Annotated in this window: 14 protein-coding genes; 10 read left to right on the top strand and 4 right to left on the bottom strand. The window is 65.9% G+C overall.

The genetic code is table 11. From position 1 onward, the window contains the following. Both V9L21_RS16950 and V9L21_RS16945 read left to right on the top strand, forming a co-directional pair. Positions 1-432: hypothetical protein (locus V9L21_RS16950; protein ID WP_337313790.1), on the top strand; the 432-nt coding region annotated here is incomplete at its 5' end. Further along, positions 429-3,068: a hypothetical protein gene (locus tag V9L21_RS16945; protein ID WP_337313789.1), complete on the top strand. Its 2,640-nt coding sequence runs from the start codon at positions 429-431 to the stop codon at positions 3,066-3,068. The genes V9L21_RS16950 and V9L21_RS16945, both read left to right, overlap by 4 nt. 51 nt (positions 3,069-3,119) lie before the next feature. On the opposite strand, the gene arsB is transcribed toward V9L21_RS16945, so the two are convergent. Together arsB and V9L21_RS16935 are read right to left on the bottom strand one after the other, a co-directional pair. Beyond that, positions 3,120-4,202: an ACR3 family arsenite efflux transporter gene (gene arsB / locus V9L21_RS16940; protein WP_337313786.1), complete on the bottom strand. Its 1,083-nt coding sequence runs from the start codon at positions 4,200-4,202 to the stop codon at positions 3,120-3,122. A gap of 1 nt (position 4,203) precedes the next feature. Next, the gene (locus V9L21_RS16935) at positions 4,204-4,527 is read right to left on the bottom strand and encodes an ArsR/SmtB family transcription factor (protein ID WP_337313784.1); all 324 of its coding nucleotides are present in this window, start codon (positions 4,525-4,527) and stop codon (positions 4,204-4,206) included. A 29-nt stretch (positions 4,528-4,556) separates the two neighbouring features. On the opposite strand from V9L21_RS16935, the gene arsC reads away from it, so the two are divergent. The 4 genes from arsC to V9L21_RS16915 all read left to right on the top strand — a co-directional run bounded on the left by arsC (position 4,557) and on the right by V9L21_RS16915 (position 7,407). Continuing rightward, positions 4,557-5,003, top strand: coding sequence for an arsenate reductase (glutaredoxin) (gene arsC, locus V9L21_RS16930; protein WP_337313782.1), 447 nt, complete (start codon positions 4,557-4,559; stop codon positions 5,001-5,003). Continuing rightward, the gene (gene arsH, locus V9L21_RS16925; protein WP_337313780.1) at positions 4,969-5,706 is read left to right on the top strand and encodes an arsenical resistance protein ArsH; all 738 of its coding nucleotides are present in this window, start codon (positions 4,969-4,971) and stop codon (positions 5,704-5,706) included. The genes arsC and arsH overlap by 35 nt, the downstream gene beginning before the upstream one ends. 93 nt (positions 5,707-5,799) lie before the next feature. Further along, a complete protein-coding gene (locus V9L21_RS16920; RefSeq protein WP_337313778.1) occupies positions 5,800-5,991 on the top strand; it encodes a hypothetical protein in 192 nt (63 codons plus the stop codon). A gap of 51 nt (positions 5,992-6,042) precedes the next feature. Next, entirely contained in the window at positions 6,043-7,407 is a 1,365-nt protein-coding gene (locus tag V9L21_RS16915; protein ID WP_337313777.1) for an NUDIX domain-containing protein, read from the top strand. Positions 7,408-7,428: 21 nt separating this feature from the next. On the opposite strand, the gene V9L21_RS16910 is transcribed toward V9L21_RS16915, so the two are convergent. Next, the gene (locus tag V9L21_RS16910; protein WP_337313775.1) at positions 7,429-11,568 is read right to left on the bottom strand and encodes a chemotaxis protein CheB; all 4,140 of its coding nucleotides are present in this window, start codon (positions 11,566-11,568) and stop codon (positions 7,429-7,431) included. Positions 11,569-11,833: 265 nt separating this feature from the next. Here V9L21_RS16910 and V9L21_RS16905 point away from each other — a divergent pair, with 265 nt between their 5' ends. The 3 genes from V9L21_RS16905 to V9L21_RS16895 all read left to right on the top strand — a co-directional run bounded on the left by V9L21_RS16905 (position 11,834) and on the right by V9L21_RS16895 (position 15,316). Further along, positions 11,834-12,613 (top strand): OBAP family protein, encoded by a 780-nt coding sequence (locus V9L21_RS16905; RefSeq protein ID WP_337313773.1) that lies wholly within the window; start codon positions 11,834-11,836, stop codon positions 12,611-12,613. Positions 12,614-12,702: 89 nt separating this feature from the next. Next, on the top strand, positions 12,703-13,908 hold the full coding sequence (locus V9L21_RS16900) for a polysaccharide pyruvyl transferase family protein (RefSeq protein ID WP_337313771.1): 1,206 nt from the start codon (positions 12,703-12,705) through the stop codon (positions 13,906-13,908). After that, positions 13,877-15,316, top strand: coding sequence for a Coenzyme F420 hydrogenase/dehydrogenase, beta subunit C-terminal domain (locus V9L21_RS16895; RefSeq protein ID WP_337313769.1), 1,440 nt, complete (start codon positions 13,877-13,879; stop codon positions 15,314-15,316). Before V9L21_RS16900 ends, V9L21_RS16895 begins: the two co-directional genes overlap by 32 nt. A gap of 17 nt (positions 15,317-15,333) precedes the next feature. On the opposite strand, the gene V9L21_RS16890 is transcribed toward V9L21_RS16895, so the two are convergent. Continuing rightward, positions 15,334-15,591 carry a hypothetical protein gene (locus tag V9L21_RS16890; protein WP_337313767.1) on the bottom strand — a complete coding sequence of 86 codons (258 nt, stop codon included), beginning with the start codon at positions 15,589-15,591 and terminating at the stop codon, positions 15,334-15,336. Between the two features lie 159 nt (positions 15,592-15,750). Here V9L21_RS16890 and V9L21_RS16885 point away from each other — a divergent pair, with 159 nt between their 5' ends. Continuing rightward, a complete protein-coding gene (locus V9L21_RS16885) occupies positions 15,751-16,650 on the top strand; it encodes an SIR2 family NAD-dependent protein deacylase (protein WP_337313765.1) in 900 nt (299 codons plus the stop codon). Positions 16,651-16,669 lie beyond the last annotated feature (19 nt).

Here is a 16,669-nt window from a genome sequence, read left to right as displayed (position 1 = left end):
CAACTGTTCGTAACTTCTGTTCATGCAAGCTCTCCCCTTCAGGCTCGAGTGTGTTGCACTTCAGAATTGAAACCGCCCTTCTATTTCTCAGTGCTGTGGGCCGGCAATCCGATCCTGTTTGCAATCTCGCTCTTGTTGGTGTGGGACGGGCGAAAGCGCGGCTACGCCATGTGGGCCATGCCGCTGTTCAAGGCAATCGGGCTCATGTCTATCTGTGTGGCGATCGTTGTGTGTGCACAGTGGATGTACTGGATGGAAGACGTAACAAACCGGCAATTAAGGCTGATGTTGGGCACCACATTCGGACGTAGCTTCTGGGGGAGTTCGGTGTACGTCTTTGGATCAGCTGTGTTTGGTGCCGGCTTCCTTGTCCTGTTTTCAGGATGGATCACTGGGTACATACCCCGAAATATGAAGGAGGGAGCGCGATGACCGAGCCCAAGTTCGATAAGAGTTCAACGGTCCAAATTGGAAAGATTTTTCTTTTCAGTGAAGGATCGATCACAGCGATTGCCCACGGCGGCAGCTTCGAAGTCAACGCCGCCATTCTCAGTACGGCGATGCCGCGTCAACGCATTGACACGGTAGAAGTGTTTTCCGACGGACCATCGGCTGTCGTATCTGGCATTAAGCATGGCGCTGCAAGCGCCTCGGTCGGCATATCTTCTGCGACGCTCATCGCAGGCCGCATCGTGTCGGCGGCTACGGTGGTAGGAGGTTTCAATGACGCGATCAACGTTGGCCAACATGTTGTGCAAGGCAATGGAGCTGAGACTGCCACAGAAGGGCTAGGGGTCGCAGGGCAAGCTTCTGGAGCTGCAGCTGGTGCGAAAGCGTTTGGCACCGCTGGCTCGGCACTTGGAGGACCGTTTGTGGGTGCGATAGGCGCCCTTGTCGGTGGCGGGTTCGGCGCCTTCGTTGGCGCTCAAGGCGCCAAGTCCCTCGGCGCCTACCTGACGGGCGGCGACACTCCTGACAAGCTCGGCCCGCCGCTGACCTTACCCAATGACACGGCACTGACACCGGCCGTGACCACGTCGGACGGAAGCCAGTACGCGCTGGTGCAGATCGAAGGCAAATACACCTGGTTCTCGATCCAGGACAACCCCGCCTTGCCCAGTCGCTATGTGGAGGTCGTCAGCGGTGCCAGGGCGGCCGAACTCACCGGCAGCTACCTTCGGGCAGCGGGCTTCGAATCGCAACTGGCCCAGGCTCGGGCAGAGGTCGCCCAGCAGCAGCGCGAAGCTTTGCGGGAAGCATTTGCGCGCAGCGAGATCCAGTCGACCAACAGCATGGGCCTCAACGGCCTGCTGTGGGGCACGCCCTCCGCCATCGGTGCCAACGCCACCCAGACCTGGGCTCGGTCGCCCGAGCCGGGCCAGGCCCTGAACATCCTGGACGTGCGCAATGCCGATGGCTCCGCCAGCCGCATCGTGCAGGAAGTCGACAGAGCGCGCGGCGAGCTTCTCGGCGAGAAAACCTACGAGAACCACAGTGCGTCTCCAGACGGCTTTCGCCTGGTGGCAACCAGCGACTATCAAAGCGGCGTTCACTGGACGCTCAACCGCGAGACGGGTGTCATGGAGCAAGCCGGGGGCACACCCGCCAAGGCTGGCGGCCCATCCGTCGAGGACGGGTTCGCTCCCGACGGCTCGCCTCTGGGACAGGCCGCAACGGTAATTCATGAAGGCAGGGCCCACACGACCATCTGGGCTCGCGATGACGCAACCGGCCACTACACCGAAACCGAGACCATCACCCGGCGCGATGGTGCGGGCAACGTCACGCAGTCGGCAACCGCCGTTCGAAACTACGCGGCCGATGGCACGGAATTGCAAAGTGCGGCGCCGCAGAACCCCGCACCGAACGAAGAGGGCTCTGTCCACGTCATCCCCGGTTCGTTCAGGACGCCTGCGCCTGCACAGGCTCCTGCGCAGCAGGAACCCATTCCCCAGATCACCACGCATGAATCGCGCATCGTGCCCACTCCAGGCGGCATGAGCTTTGCCGAGGCGCACCGGCGCCGCGACGAACCCGAGCAGATTTCGCCGGGCTCGTTGCGGCCCGTGGGCAAGCTGGATACATCCCAGATGGACAAGAGCAGCCCGTTGTACCGGATGCACCTGGCGCAGGAGCAGGCCCATATGCGCGACCTGGAGATTGCGCTGGCGCAGGACAGGGAGCGGTTCAAGAACGAGCCCAAGCTGCCACAGCCCTCGGTGGAGCGCACGCAGGAGCGCGCACAGGACCATTCGCCAAGGCGTTTGCTGGAGGAGGCACCTGTGGCACAAGCGCATGTCAGCGCTGCGCGGCCGGCCGCTGGCGCCGAGGCGATGCACTCGCCGACAACCCACGCCTCAGTGGCGGCCCCGGTGCACTCGAACCCTCAGGGCGATGCCGCAACCATTGCGGCGGCGCAAGCCCAGGTGGCCGCAGCGCAAGCCCAGGCGGCTGCGGCACAGGCCCAGGCCGTTGCGGCGCAGGCCGAATTGGCCGCGACGCGACAGCAGATGGCACGCATGGCTGCAGAGCGCGGACACGACGGCCTGGCGCGGTGGGATGAGCGCGATGAGAGGGATCAGCGCGATCAACCTGGGACGACACAACTCGCGCAAGGCCGAGACAGCCGGCAAGATTTGGAGGCTGGTACGCACGGCAAGCAGATATCAGCCGCTGCCGTGCCTGACACGAGCCGCCCGTTGCTGCGCGAGTTCAGCGACCCGAGTCATCCGCAAAATGCGCTGTACAGCACCCTCAAAGACCTCCTCCCGAAGGGCACCTCCGAAGAACGCCTGGCCCAAGGCACGGCCGCCTGCCACCGGTCGAGAATTACGGAGAAAGACCTGTCGGGTATTTATATTGGCGACACGTCGGTGGTCTTCGCCTCCCGCTCGCTCTTTGCCGTGCCAGCACAGATGGACATCAGCCAGCCCGCACCCAACGTTCAGCAGAGCGATCAGCACATCCTGCGAACCGACCAGCAGCGGGAGCAAATAATGAGCGAGATTCGGACACAGGCCGCAGCGCAAGCCAACCAGCAGCAGGGGCCGGTGATGGGCGGGCGATGAGGACGCACGCTAAGAGGCACATCAAGCACGGCTGCGATCGCACCCTTCCGCTCAGGCCTTCTTCGTGCCTCGTTCGTACCACCCCTGGGACCGGTTGACCACGGCAACCACCAGCAGCATCACCGGCACTTCGATCAGCACACCCACCACCGTCGCCAGCGCGGCGCCCGACTGAAAGCCGAACAGGCTGATGGCCGTGGCCACCGCAAGCTCGAAGAAGTTGCTGGCGCCGATCAGCGCCGACGGACCGGCCACGCAGTGCGCCACGCCCAGCTTGCGGTTGAGCAGATAGGCCAGGCCCGAATTCAGGAACACCTGGATGAGGATGGGCACCGCGAGCAGCGCAATCACCAGCGGCTGGCCGATGATGGCTTCGCCCTGGAAGGCGAACAGCAGCACCAGCGTGAGCAGCAGCGCCGAGATCGACCACGGACCGAGCCGCGCCGCCACCGCCTGGAAGTGCGCCGTGCCCTTCTTGAGCAGTTGCTTTCGCAGCAACTGCGCAATGATCACCGGCACCACGATGTACAGGCCGACCGAAGTCAGCAGCGTGTCCCATGGCACGGTGATCGACGAGAGGCCCAGCAAGAGCGCGACCACCGGCGCAAAGGCCACCACCATGATCGCGTCGTTGAGCGCCACCTGCGAGAGCGTGAAGTACGGGTCGCCCTTGCACAGCTGGCTCCACACGAACACCATGGCCGTGCACGGCGCGGCCGCCAGCAGGATGAGGCCCGCGATGTAGCTGTCGAGCTGCGACGGCGGCAGCAGCGGCGCGAACACATGGCGAATGAAAATCCACCCCAGCAGCGCCATCGAAAAGGGCTTGACGGCCCAGTTGATGAACAGCGTAACGCCGATGCCGCGCCAATGCGCCTTGACCTGCCCGAGCGCCGCGAAGTCGATCTTCAGCAGCATCGGGATGATCATCACCCAGATGAGCACTCCCACCGGCACGTTGACCTTGGCCACCTCCAGCGACGCAATGCCGTGGAACACGCCGGGCAGCCATTGGCCCAGTGCAATGCCGGCCACGATGCACAGCGCAACCCACACCGTGAGATAGCGCTCGAAGAAGCCGATACCCGGTGGCGGTGCGGACGATGCAGGGGCCGTAGCGGCATGGGCGCTCATTTCAGCACTCACAAGCCTGGGCCGCCGCGGGCAGGCAAGCCTCGCCTTGGCAGCAGTTTTCGGTGAGGTAGCCGATGAGCGCGTTCATCTGCTCGAAGGCGGCGCGGTAAATCAGGTTGCGGCCGCTTCGCTCTTGCGTCACAAGGCCGGAATGGGTCAGTTCCTTGAGGTGGAACGAGAGGCTGGTGGCCTGCACGTCCAGCGCATCGACCAGCGCGCCGGGGGTGAGGCCCGCGGGGCCCGCCACCACCAGCGCGCGAAACACCTGAAGGCGCACGGGCTGGGCCAGTGCGGCCAGGGACTTGACGATGTCTTGCTCTTCCATAGTTCAATAATAGTTGCATAATTGCAAGAATGCAATCGCCCACCTCATCCATCACCATCTTTCACAACCCCGCGTGCGGCACCTCGCGCAACACGCTGGCACTGATCCGCAACAGTGGCGAAGAGCCCCGCGTCGTCGAATACCTGAAGACGCCGCCCGGCAAGGAGACGCTGCTCGAACTGCTCGCCGCCATGAAGATGCCGCCCCGCGCGCTGCTCCGCGAAAAGGGAACACCCTATGCCGAACTCGGGCTGGCCGATCCAAAGTGGACGGACGAACAACTGGTCGACTTCATGCTCGCGCACCCCATCCTGATCAACCGGCCCATCGTGGTCACACCCCTGGGCACCCGGCTGTGTCGCCCATCCGAAGAAGTGCTCGACATTCTTCCTTCGCCGCAGAAGGCCCCCTTCACCAAGGAAGACGGCGAAGTCGTCATCGATGCGGAGGGTCGCCGTGTCAAACCCGCTGCCTGAGCTTCCGAACATCGATGCCGCCCTGTTCGACCGGCCCTCGCGCGAGCGCCTCTCCAGCAACCCGCCGGCGCGCCATGCACCGCGCTTTCTGCTGCTGTACGGATCGCTGCGCGACCGCTCCTACAGCCGCTTGCTGACCGAGGAAGCCGCGCGGTTGCTGCAGGCCATGGGCGGCGAGACGCGCATCTTCAACCCGGCCGGACTGCCCCTGCCGGACAGCGCCCCCGACGACCATCCCAAGGTGCAGGAGCTGCGCGACCTGGCGCAATGGGCCGAAGGCATGGTGTGGTGCTCGCCAGAACGACACGGTTCGATGACCGGCATCATGAAAGCGCAGATCGACTGGATTCCGCTGAGCATGGGCGCCGTGAGGCCCACGCAGGGCAAGACGCTTGCGGTCATGCAGGTGTCGGGCGGCTCGCAGTCGTTCAATGCGGTGAACCAGCTGCGCGTGCTCGGGCGGTGGATGCGCATGCTCACCATTCCCAACCAGTCCTCCGTTGCCAAGGCTTTTCTCGAGTTCGACGAAGCCGGGCGAATGAAGCCCTCTTCTTACTACGAGCGGGTGGTCGACGTGATGGAAGAACTCGTGAAGTTCACCCTGCTCACGCGCGATACGGCCGGCTACCTGGTCGACCGCTACAGCGAACGCCGGGAAAGCGCCGAAGAGCTTGCCAAGCGGGTGAACCAGCGCGCGATCTAGGCCATGTTCGCGCCGCGTCCTACGCCGGCATGCAGGCTGTCCGACATCAGCATGCAGAGGCGTAGTTAAGGTGGGTCCGTTCAGGAGGCATGAATGAGCCCATCGAAGCAAAAGCAAACCCGCGCTCCGCGCACCGTTCAGCCCGCAACGAGCCAGGGGGTGCCCGTTGCCAAGAAATCCGAAGGCCCGGTTGCCACGCCCAAGGTCAACGAAGGCGCATCGCTCGGCAAGTCCGCCAACTCTTCCGCCGGCGGCGCGGCAGGACAGTTGACACCCAAGGACTGAAGCGAAAGTGCAGCGAAAAGCCTGGCGCCGGTTGGCCGACAATCGGCGCCCATGAATGCCAAGCCATCGGCAACGGCCCCGGCGAGCCCGCCGCAGCCAGCACCCCGCCCCATCCGCATTGCGGCCACGTTGATCCTCTTGCGCGACGGCGCCAACGGCATGGAAGTGCTGATGCTGCGCCGTGCTGAAAAAGCCGACGACCAGAACAGCGGCGCCAGCGTGTTCCCCGGCGGCGTGGTCGATACGCACGACCGCAGCCTGCACCTGATGTGCAAGGGACTCGATGACGCAGGCGCGAGCAGGCGGCTCGGCGTGGCCGAAGGCGGACTCGACTACTACGCCGCCGCCGTGCGCGAATGCTTCGAGGAAGCGGGCGTGCTGTTCGCCTGCGATGCCGAAGACCGCGTGGTCGAACTCGACCGGCTGCCCGCCGCGCGCCTCGACGCCATGCGGCACGCCGCAGAGCAAGGCACCGACGCGCTGCTGGCCATGTGCGACGCGCAAGGCTGGCGGCTCGCGGTCGACCGGCTCGCCTACTTCAGCCACTGGCTTACGCCGCCCGGCATGCCGCGCCGGTTCGACACCCGCTTTTTTATCGCGGAGATGCCGGCCGGGCAAAGCGTGAAACCCGACGGCCGCGAAACCGTCGAACACATGTGGCTCAAGCCGGCCGATGCGGTGCATCCGGACCGCGGGCTCAAGCTGATGAACGTGACGCGCCGCACGCTCGAGCAGCTGGCCGCATTCGAAACCACCGCCAGCTGCATGGCCCATGCGCGCGGCCTGGCCGGCATTGTGCTGAACATGCCCCGCCTTGCCGACGGACCCGCAGGGCGACGCGCGGTAAACATCGACGAGCCGGCCTACCAGGAAATCGGCCGCCTCGACCCAGACGGCACCGGCCATGCGCGCTATGCACTCGAGGCCGGCCTGGTGATGCAGTTGTCCGCACGCGTGCGGCGCGTGACGGACAGCGCCGGCGCATCGTCGGCGGAGCCGGGTTCGAACAGCTATTTTGTCGGCGGCGAAAGCGGCGCGTGGGCATTGATCGCCCCGCTGCTGCACGGCACGGCGCCGAGCGACCTGCTGCGCAACGCAGCGCCGGGAGAGGTGCGATGGCTGCTCTCGACCGCGCCGCGCACAGCGGCTGCCGAGAAAGCGCTAGAAAGCCTGCGATCGTCGTGGCCTGGTGCCGTGGTGCTGTGGCCTTCTCCTGGCGAATCGCTCGACATGGGCGGCGCCACGCTGGTGGCCCAATCGGCCCCGGGCGACGCTTCACCTGCCGCGCTTCAGTTTCTGCTGCCCGAGGAGCGCACGCTGTTCACCGGCGCAATGGGTGCAGCCGCCGTGCAGGCCGGCGGCGAGGTCGAATGGATCGCGCCTGCCAGCGGCTTCCTGCTGCGGCACGGCGCCTGAGCCGCACACACACGCAAACGCTCACAGCTTGCCGATGGCCGCCTTGAGTTCGTCGATGGACGCGGGCTTGGGCAAGTGCGCATTGAACCCAGCCTCCAGCGCGCGGCGTGCATCGGCGCGCCGGCCAAAGCCGGACATGGCAATGGAGCGCAGCTCGCGCGTCTCCGGCCGACGCCGAACTTCGGCTATGAACTGGTAGCCGTCCATCTCGGGCATGCCGAGGTCGGACACCAGCAGGTCGTAGGCATTCGATTCGAGCAGCTCCAGGCCCTTTTTTGCGCTTGGCGCAATATCGACAATCGCGCCCTCGAGCCTCAGCACCTCGGCAAACGGAGCCAGCGCGTCGGCATAGTCGTCCACCGCGAGCACGCGCCAGCCGCGCAGGCTCACTTCGGCCGGGGCTTTTTCGATCACCGCTTCTACCGCCGCCCCCACGCGGGGCAGCCACACGCTGAACTCGGCCCCCAGGCCCAGCCCCGGTGAATGCACTTCGACGCGGCCACCATGGGCCCGCGTCAGTTCATGCACCAGCGCCAGGCCGATGCCCAGGCCGCCATTGGGAGGCGTCGCGTCGCTGCTGGCCTGGTTGAACATGCCGAACACATGCGGCAGAAACTCCGGCGCAATGCCGCAGCCGCTGTCGGCCACGATCAGCTTGCCGAAGCTCTCGTCGGCGGTGACGCGCACCATGATGCTGCCACCGTCGGGCGTGAACTTCACGGCGTTGCTGAGCAGGTTCCACACGATCTGCTCCATGCGTATGCGGTCGCCGTTGCACAGCACGCCGGCCTCGCAGTTCGAATCCAGCGCCAGCTTCTTGCCGGCCACGTCGTTCACTGCGGCATGTGCCGTGGTCTGCACCAACTCGCCCAGGTCCACGGGCACGCGGTTCAGCCGCAGCTTGCCGGTGCGAATGCGCGAAAGGTCGAGCAGGTCGTTGATGATGCGCGTCTGGCTGGCCACGGCGCGCTTGATGGTTTCGCCCAGCCGCCGCACCGCCGGCACCTCCGCGGTGGCCGGCATGTGCATCAGCAGCTCGGCGTTCATCTGGATGAGGTTGAGCGGCTGCTTCAGTTCGTGCGACATCACCGCAAGAAACTTGTCCTTCAGCTCGTTGGCCGCCTGCGCGCTGAGGCTGGCCTTCTTCTCCTTGAAGAGTCGGTGCTCCTGCGCGAGCTCATGCTGCTTGGTGCCCGTCATGTCGCGCGCAATCTTGGCAAAGCCACCGCCCGCGGCGGGCTCCATCGGCGTGGTCACGCCGCTGCAGAAAAAGCGGCTGCCGTCCTTGCGCTGGTGCCAGCGCTCGTCTTCGGCCCGGCCCAGCTCCACCGCGCGGCGCATCTCGCGCTCGGGCACGCCGTTGGCCTGGTCTTCGGCGGTGAAGATCACCGCCAGCGGCCGGCCGATCATCTCTTCCTCGCTGTAGCCGAAGATGCGCTGGGCGCCGGCGTTCCAAGTGGTGATCTGGCCCTGGTCGTCGCAGGTGACGATGGCAAAGTCGCGCGTGGTTGCGGCCACCATGCGCAACCGCTCTTCGCCCGCGCGCACTCTCTCTTCCGCGGCGCGCAGCTCGGTAATGTCGAAGAAGTTCAGGATCGCGCCTTCGATCTTGTCTTCCGCCGTGCGGTACGGGAGTATTCGCGCCATGAAATGCCGCCCGTCCACGCTGGTCACGTGCCGCTCGGTAATGCGCAGGTCCTTGAAGGCCGAGGCCGTGTCTTCCGCAAGCTCCGGGTAGTTGAGCCGGCTCGTGATGTCGAACAGCGAACGCCCCAGGTCCGACGGAATCAGGTTGAACAGCTTGCTCGCATGCGGCGTATAGCGCTTGATGTGCATGCCCCGGCTCACGAACACCGTGGCAATCTCCGACGAAGTGATGAGGTTCTGCAGGTCGTCGTTGATGTGGCCGCGCTCTTCCACCTTCATCTTGAGCTCGAAGTTCACCGTCACGAGCTCCTCGTTCATCGACTGCAACTCTTCCTTGCTGGTCTCGAGCTCTTCGGTGGCGGAGCGAAGCTCTTCGTTGATGGCCTGCAGTTCCTCGTTGGAGGCCTTCAGTTCCTCGGTCGAGGTTTCGGCGCCTTCGATGGTTTCCTGCAGATGCAGCTTGAGCTGGCGGATCTGGTCTTCCATCTGGCCGATGAGCAGCTCGCGCGCCGCGTCGGCCGGCTCGCCGCCTTCCGGGCGCATGCTGTCTTCCACCTCGTCGAACACCACCAGCGTGAGTTGCGGCGAGCCTTCTTTTTCGTTTTCCTTCTGCTGCAGCGGGCGCACCGTGATGTTCAGGAACACCTGCCGCCCGTCGCCCCGGCTCTGCACCAGCCGCGTTTCCACGCTGCGCGAGGTTTGCGCGGCCTTGAAGAGCGCGGTGCGCAGTTCCAGCCGCAGGTCGGGCCGCACGTTGTTCAGCAGATTGTTCGACGGCTCGCCCCCGGCGCGCTCCAGAAAGCGGCCGACACCGCTGGACAGGTGCAGCACCTCGTGCTCGCTGTTGATCAGCACGCTCGGCGGCGAGAACTGCTCGAGCGCGCGCTGGTGCAGTTCGGCAAAGCTCAGGCGTTCGGGGCGCTTGGGCGAGCGCAGTGCTTCCAGTGGGTCGGGCGAGCCCGCCTTGAACGGCGTATCGCTGATGAGCGGCATGTGGCGCCCGGTCGGCAATTCGGGGTTCGCGCGGTAGATGCGGTTCTTCTTGTCGACTGCGGTGAACAGGCTGCCCACCGCATCGATCGATTCCGAAGTGCCCAGGAACAGGTAGCCACCCGGCCGCAGCGCAATGCGGAACATCTCCAGCACATGGGCTTGCGCCGCACGGTCCAGGTAGATCAGCAGGTTGCGGCAGCAGATGATGTCCAGCCGCGAGAACGGCGGGTCGCGCAGCAGGTTGTGAAGCGCAAAAAGCACCGGCTCGCGCACCGAAGTCGTCACGCGGTACTGGTCCTGCTCGGGCACGAAGAACTGCTGCAGCCGCGACGCCGAGATGTCTTCGGCAATGCCCTGCGCGTAGAGCCCCCTGCGCGCCGTGGCAATCGCCCGCCCGTCGATGTCGGTGGCAAAGATCTGTATGTCGAGCGGCTTGGCCTGCTTGTCGATCTGCTCGCGCAGCAAAATGCTCAGCGAATAGGCCTCCTCGCCGGTGGCGCAGCCCGCCACCCAGGCGCGCACCTGCTCGCCCGGCTGCCTGGCCTCGATCAGCCTGGGAAGCGCATCGAGCTCGAGCGCCTCGAAGGCTCCGGGGTCCCGAAAGAAATTGGTCACGCTGATGAGCATGTCCTGCAGCAGCGGCACCGCCTCTTCGGGATGGTCGTGCAAAAAGTTGCGGTACGCCGGCAGATCGGCCAGTCGGTTCACCTGCAGCCGGCGCTCGATGCGGCGTAGCACCGTCGCGCGCTTGTAGTGCCGAAAGTCGTGCCGCGTGTAGGTGCGCAACAGGCCCATGATTTCCTGCAGCGCTTTTTCTGCCCGCTTGGCCGCTTCGCCCGTGTCGGTCTCATGAAGGAGTTCCGCCTGCCCGCCGTAGGGCATGCGAATGCGCTGCGCGTTGAGCCAATGCTCGACCAGGTGTTCGCCCATCTCGGCCGCGGGCAGCACGATGTCGACCATGCCGGTAGCAATGGCGGCGCGCGGCATGCCGTCGTGCGCCGCGTCTTCGGGCGACTGCGCCATCGCAATGCCGCCGTGCTCCTTCACGCGCGTGAGCCCCACCGCGCCGTCGCTTCCGGTGCCCGACATCACGATGCAGACGGCCCGCTCCTTGTGCACTTCGGCCATGGTGCGAAAGAACACGTCCACGGCCAGGTGCTGGCCCTTCACCCGCTCGCTGGGCGCGGCCTGCAGGTAGCCGTCGTTCATGGTCAGTTCGACGCCGGGCGGAATCACGTACACATGGTCCGCCTCGACCGGCACCGGCTGCGTGACCTGCATCACCGGCATTTGCGTGGAGCGCTGCAGTATCTCGGCCGCATTGCTCTCGTGCCGGGGCGACAGGTGCAGGATGACGACGAACGCCATGCCCGCATCGGCCGGCATCTGCTCGAAGAAGCGTATCAACGCCTCCAGCCCGCCCGCGGAGGCGCCAATGCCGATGACGGGAAAACTCAGCGTGCTGGGCGTGAGCTTGCGTTCATCGGCGGAAGAAGGCGAAGGCGGATTCGATTTGGGCATTGAAAGGTCATTGCGGGGCCAGCGCCCCGGAGCCTGCCGCGCGCGGCATTCGATCCCGAAATTCTGCCCCTTGCGGCCGCCATATTCCGGGTTTGCGGTCGGTTTTTTCCCTGATTTTCGCGGTTTGCGGCGTGCGGGCCGGCCAAGCGTGCAGGTGGCAGGGTTTTCGCGCTGTTCCTACACACCGCGTCGGCTGCATCTTGCCGCCGCCGGACGCCTGCGGCGCATGGTCGCGGTTTTCTCTTCTCCTTATCGAGAACCCACCATGCAAGCCATGCCTTTGCGATGTCTCCTTCCGCTTGCCTTTGGCGCGCTGCTCACGGCGTGCGGCGGCAGCAACACCGGTTCCAGCGTCGATTCGCCGGGTGCCGGCAAGAGCGCGAAAACCGCCACGCTCGAAGCCGGTGCCGCCGCCCTGCAGGACAAGCCGCCGCTCGATGCGTTGAACGCCTACCTGGACGGCTTTCATTTCTACAGCGGCAACATGCAGGCCCAGATGGAAGCGCACCACTACTGCTCGGTGCTGAACGAAGAGCTGATCCAGTGCGTGATCTACGACGGCAATGTGAAGAACGCGAGAATCATGGGCGTCGAATACATCGTGAGCGAGCGACTCTTCAAGTCGCTGCCGCCGCAAGAAAAGGCCTTGTGGCACAGCCATGTGCACGAGGTGAAGTCCGGCCAGCTCATCGCGCCCGGCATTCCGCAGGCCGCCGAACACGAGCTCATGAAAAAGCTCATCGGCACCTACGGCAAGACCTTTCACACCTGGCACACCGACATGCACAAGGAACTCCCTACCGGCGTGCCGCAGCTCATGATGGGATTCACCGCCGACGGGCAAGCCAACGCCGACATGGTGGCGCAGCGCGACAAGCGCTTCGGCGTCGATTCCGCCGAGAAGAAAAAGAACCGCGAAGACATTCCCGCACCTGCCATCGCCGAAGGCGCGGACAGCTGGCAAAAAGGCAAGGCGGTGCAGCTTGCGGACCCCACCGGCAGCGGGCCGCATGGCGCGCACGGGGCACCGCCCCCCGGCAAGTAGGACGATTGCCATCGCCATAGGGTGCGCGCACCGGCCGACGGCACGTCGTCCGACGCATCGCCCGCGGTGCCATGCCTAGCGTCGGAGCGATGCAACCGCCCGCCCTCACCCTCGCATTCGACTCGTCCGCGCGTTCGTCCGCGCATTTGGCACCGCATTCGTCCGCGCGCTCCGCAGCGCAGCCGATGAACATCGGCGTGCTCACCTTTCATCGCTGCATCAACTACGGCTCCTACTGGCAGGCGCGCCTGCTGGTGCAAGCGCTTCGAAACATGGGCCACCGCGCCGTGCTGCTCGACCATCACTCGCACCGCGTGAACATGGCCGAGTGGCGCTGCGCCCTTCAGCCGGTGCTGCCCACCCCGGTTCCTCCCGCGGACCGCAAGCTCTATGCGCACAAGACGCGCAAGTTCCTGGCATCGATCGCCTCGCTCCCGCTCTCGCGCCCGTTTGCGCTGGAGAACCCGCAGGGCGCGGAGGCATTCGACGCCGTGGTGGTCGGCAGCGACGAGGTGTGGAACCTTGCCCATCCCTGGTATGGGCGCTGCCCGCTTTTCTTCGGCGAACGGATCCGTGCCAAGCGGCTCGTTGCGTATGCGGCAAGCTTCGGCAGCTACCCGGCGGGGCAAGGTTTGCCGCAACAGTGGGCAAGCATGCTGCACAACTTTCAGAGCGTGTCGGTGCGCGATGCCAACTCTCGCGCGCTGCTGGGCAAGGCACTGGGCCACACGCCCGAACTGGTGCTCGACCCTTGCCTGCAATTCGCACCGCCGCCGGAATCCGGCGAGCGGCCCCGCAAGAGCGGGCAGGCGCCGCGCCACGTGGCCGTGTATGGCCACAACTTCAGCGACTGGTTCGCGACGCGCATGCGCGAGTGGGCACGCAAGCGCAACATGCGCCTGGTGAGCATCGGCTACCGCAACGACTGGGCCGATACCCAGTGGCTCACCGCCGGTCCCGAAGACTTCGCCCGCTTCATGGCCGACGCGGACGCGGTGGCGACCAACTTCTTTCACGGCTGCGTCTTCGCGCTGCGAAACCGCAAGCCCTTTCTGTGCGAAAACTCGGCCTACCGCGCGATCAAGATCCACGATTTGCTCTTTGCGCTGGGCGCGCAGCACCATCTGGCGGATGCAGGTACGCCGGCTTCGCACTGTGACGCGGTGTTGTCCGAAGCTCTCGCGTCTTCGGTGGAGGCGCGCATTGCGGCCCTGCGCGCTTCGTCGGCAAGCTACCTCCACCACGCGCTGCAGGAAGAACTGGATGTCCTCGCACGGGAGCGCGCCCATGCATGAGCCGCGGCCGCTGCTGACGCCCGGCAGCATCGTGCGCTCCGGCCTTTGCATCGGGTGCGGCAGCTGCGTCGCGCAGTCGCGCAGCGAGCAGCCCGCTGCCTTCGCGGTGGACGGCGAAGCGCCCCGCATGCGGCTCGATGGGCACGGCGAACTCAAGCCCCAGGGCCCCGCGGCATGGCTGCGTCAGGGCCCCGCTGCCTTCTCGCGCACATGCCCTTTCTCTCCGGCAGCGCGCAATGAAACCGAGCTCGCGGCCAACCTGTTCCCCGCTGCCGTTCATGACGACCTGCTCGTGGGCCGCTTCGACGGCGCCTACGTGGGGCATGCCGACGAACAAAACTTTCGCGCGCAAGGCAGTTCCGGCGGCATGGTCAGCTGGACCGCTGCGGAGCTGCTGCGCGCCAGGCTGGTGGATGCGGTGGCCCATGTGCTGCCCGCGGGCGGCGACCGCTTCTTTCGCTACGGCCTCTCGCGCACGCCCGAGGAGATCGGCACCGGCGCCAAGTCGCGCTACTACCCGGTGGAAATGTCGGAGGTGCTCGAGACGATTCGCGCCGTTCCTGGCCGCTATGCCGTGGTCGGCGTGCCCTGCTTCATCAAGGCCGTGCAGCTGCTGCGGCGCGAAGACCCGCTGATGCGCGAGCGCATTGCGTTCACGCTGGGCCTGTTTTGCGGCCACATGAAAAGCGCGCGCCTGATCGAGAGCTTCGCCTACCAGATGGGCGTGAACGTCGAAGACATCCGCAGCGTGGAATACCGGCTGAAAGACGAGCGGCGGCCCGCCAACTGGTACACCGCGCAGTTCGTGCTGCGCGACGGCCGCAGCGTGCAGCGCGACTGGTTCCACCTGGCGGAGGGCGACTGGGGATCGGGGTTCTTCCAGAACGAGGCCTGCAATTTCTGCGACGACGTGGTTTCAGAAACGGCGGACATCTCCTTCGGCGACGCATGGGTGGAGCCCTACGCGTCGGACGGACGCGGAACCAACGTGGTGATCGTCCGTTCGCCGGTGCTGCACGAGCTCGTCGCCAACGCCATGGCGGAGGGGCGCCTGAAACTGGCCCCTGTCGATGCGGCGTTTCTCGCGCAAACCCAGGCAGCGGGCTTTCGCCAGCGCCGCGAAGGCCTGGCCTACCGGCTCAGCTGGCGGCGGCGCGGCCTGCAACCGGTCAAGCGGGTGCCCCCCGGCCGGGCGTTGCCTTGGCGCCGCAAGCTCATCTACCGCATGCGCGCCGCCATCACGCGCTGGAGCAGGCGGCTGTTCGCGGCCGCACGATGGGCGGGCCGCCGTTCGCTCTACGTGCGCTGGGCGCGTGGCGCGCTGTCGCTCTATCACGCACTGGCTTATTCCCGGGGGCGCATCGGTTCATGGGTGGCGCGCCTGGCGCCGGACGATCGCAGCGGGTGAAGCGCTGCGCCGCAAGCTCAGCCGCCACCAACGCCCACGTTCACCTTGCCCGTGCCGCCGCGCTCAGGGCAGGTTTCGCCGCCCTTGCTGCGCCCGCTGCCGCCGCACAGCCGGCACACTGTTTCGCCGGTTCCCGGCACGCCGCGCGGCGCCTCGTCGCCGGGCTGCATGGGCGGGGGCTGCACCAGGTCCACCGATGCGCCCGGGTCTTCTTCGCCCGCGACCGACTCCGAGAATGCGCCGGGCCGGATCTGCTTGACCGAATCCTTGTTCATGCCTGTCTGCCCCGTAAAAAGTGGAACACGGCACAAGCATCTGCTGCATGCAAAGGCACCGCGCCAGCAGACGCCCACAGGCCCCGTCGGATAGCGCCCACAGGCGGCGGCGCTCCGCACGGGCATGCTGCACGAGCCATTCACAACGCATTGCTTTCCATGAGTTCGACCGCGCCTTCGCGACGCACCGCCAAGCGCTCCAAGCCACGCTCGAAGCCACGGGCCGCGCCGCCGCGCACCGCAGTGCAAAAGCCCGACGACGAAAAGCTCGCGCAGCTGCGCGAAGCGCATCGGCGCGGCAAGGTGGTGCTGTTCGTGGGCGCCGGCATCTCGATGGGGCTGGGCCTGCCGCCGTGGTCGGCGCTCATCGAGCACATGGCACGCGAGCTCGGCATCGATGCACGCTCCTTCGGCGACAAGGGCGGCTATCTCACCCTGGCCGAGTACTTCCGCCTCCGGCACGGCAGCATCGGCCCGCTGCGCAGCTGGATGGACCGCGAATGGCACCGCGGCGACGTCCGGGTGGAAAGCTCGCGCATCCACGAACTGCTGGCCAAGGGCCGCTTCCCGATCATCTACACCACCAACTACGACCGCTGGCTGGAGACCGCCTTCGAGCACCACAAGGTGAAGTACACCAAGATCGTAAGCGTTGCCGACCTTGCCAAGCTGCACCCGGGCGTCACGCAGATCATCAAGTTCCACGGCGACCTGGAGGACGACGCCTCCATCGTGCTCGACGAAAGCAGCTACTTCGCCCGGCTCGACTTCGAGTCGCCGCTGGACATCAAGCTGCGCGCCGACGTGCTCGGGCGCTCGGTGGTCTTCATCGGGTACAGCCTGGCGGACGTGAACATCCGCTACCTTTTCTACAAGCTCTCTCGGCTGTGGAAGCAGTCGGTGCCCGACGTGGCGCAGCCGGTTTCCTATCTGTTCTCGCCTTCGGCCAACGAGGTGCAGCAGGCCGTGCTCGCGCAGTGGGGCATCGAGATGATTCCGCTGGCGCGGGACGATCCGTCGAAGGCGCTGATCGAGTTCCTGGAGGCCGTGGTCGGCTAGCCCCGCAGACGCCGGCTCG

The organism is Variovorax sp. CCNWLW235, assembly GCF_037204085.1.
Lineage (GTDB): Bacteria > Pseudomonadota > Gammaproteobacteria > Burkholderiales > Burkholderiaceae_C > Variovorax.
Note: the sequence above shows the minus strand (reverse complement) of the source record. Positions and strands in the feature narration are given on the sequence as shown.

What these genes read in the sequence shown, in the direction of transcription:
- V9L21_RS16885 (WP_337313765.1), top strand. Translation starts at nt 15,751, where the DNA reads ATGAGTTCGACCGCGCCTTCGCGACGCACCGCCAAGCGCTCCAAGCCA.
- V9L21_RS16945 (WP_337313789.1), top strand. Translation starts at nt 429, where the DNA reads ATGACCGAGCCCAAGTTCGATAAGAGTTCAACGGTCCAAATTGGAAAG.
- V9L21_RS16935 (WP_337313784.1), bottom strand. Translation starts at nt 4,527, where the DNA reads ATGGAAGAGCAAGACATCGTCAAGTCCCTGGCCGCACTGGCCCAGCCC.
- V9L21_RS16920 (WP_337313778.1), top strand. Translation starts at nt 5,800, where the DNA reads ATGAGCCCATCGAAGCAAAAGCAAACCCGCGCTCCGCGCACCGTTCAG.
- arsC (WP_337313782.1), top strand. Translation starts at nt 4,557, where the DNA reads ATGCAATCGCCCACCTCATCCATCACCATCTTTCACAACCCCGCGTGC.
- V9L21_RS16910 (WP_337313775.1), bottom strand. Translation starts at nt 11,568, where the DNA reads ATGCCCAAATCGAATCCGCCTTCGCCTTCTTCCGCCGATGAACGCAAG.
- V9L21_RS16895 (WP_337313769.1), top strand. Translation starts at nt 13,877, where the DNA reads ATGTCCTCGCACGGGAGCGCGCCCATGCATGAGCCGCGGCCGCTGCTG.
- V9L21_RS16900 (WP_337313771.1), top strand. Translation starts at nt 12,703, where the DNA reads ATGCAACCGCCCGCCCTCACCCTCGCATTCGACTCGTCCGCGCGTTCG.
- V9L21_RS16905 (WP_337313773.1), top strand. Translation starts at nt 11,834, where the DNA reads ATGCAAGCCATGCCTTTGCGATGTCTCCTTCCGCTTGCCTTTGGCGCG.
- arsH (WP_337313780.1), top strand. Translation starts at nt 4,969, where the DNA reads ATGCGGAGGGTCGCCGTGTCAAACCCGCTGCCTGAGCTTCCGAACATC.
- V9L21_RS16890 (WP_337313767.1), bottom strand. Translation starts at nt 15,591, where the DNA reads ATGAACAAGGATTCGGTCAAGCAGATCCGGCCCGGCGCATTCTCGGAG.
- V9L21_RS16915 (WP_337313777.1), top strand. Translation starts at nt 6,043, where the DNA reads ATGAATGCCAAGCCATCGGCAACGGCCCCGGCGAGCCCGCCGCAGCCA.
- arsB (WP_337313786.1), bottom strand. Translation starts at nt 4,202, where the DNA reads ATGAGCGCCCATGCCGCTACGGCCCCTGCATCGTCCGCACCGCCACCG.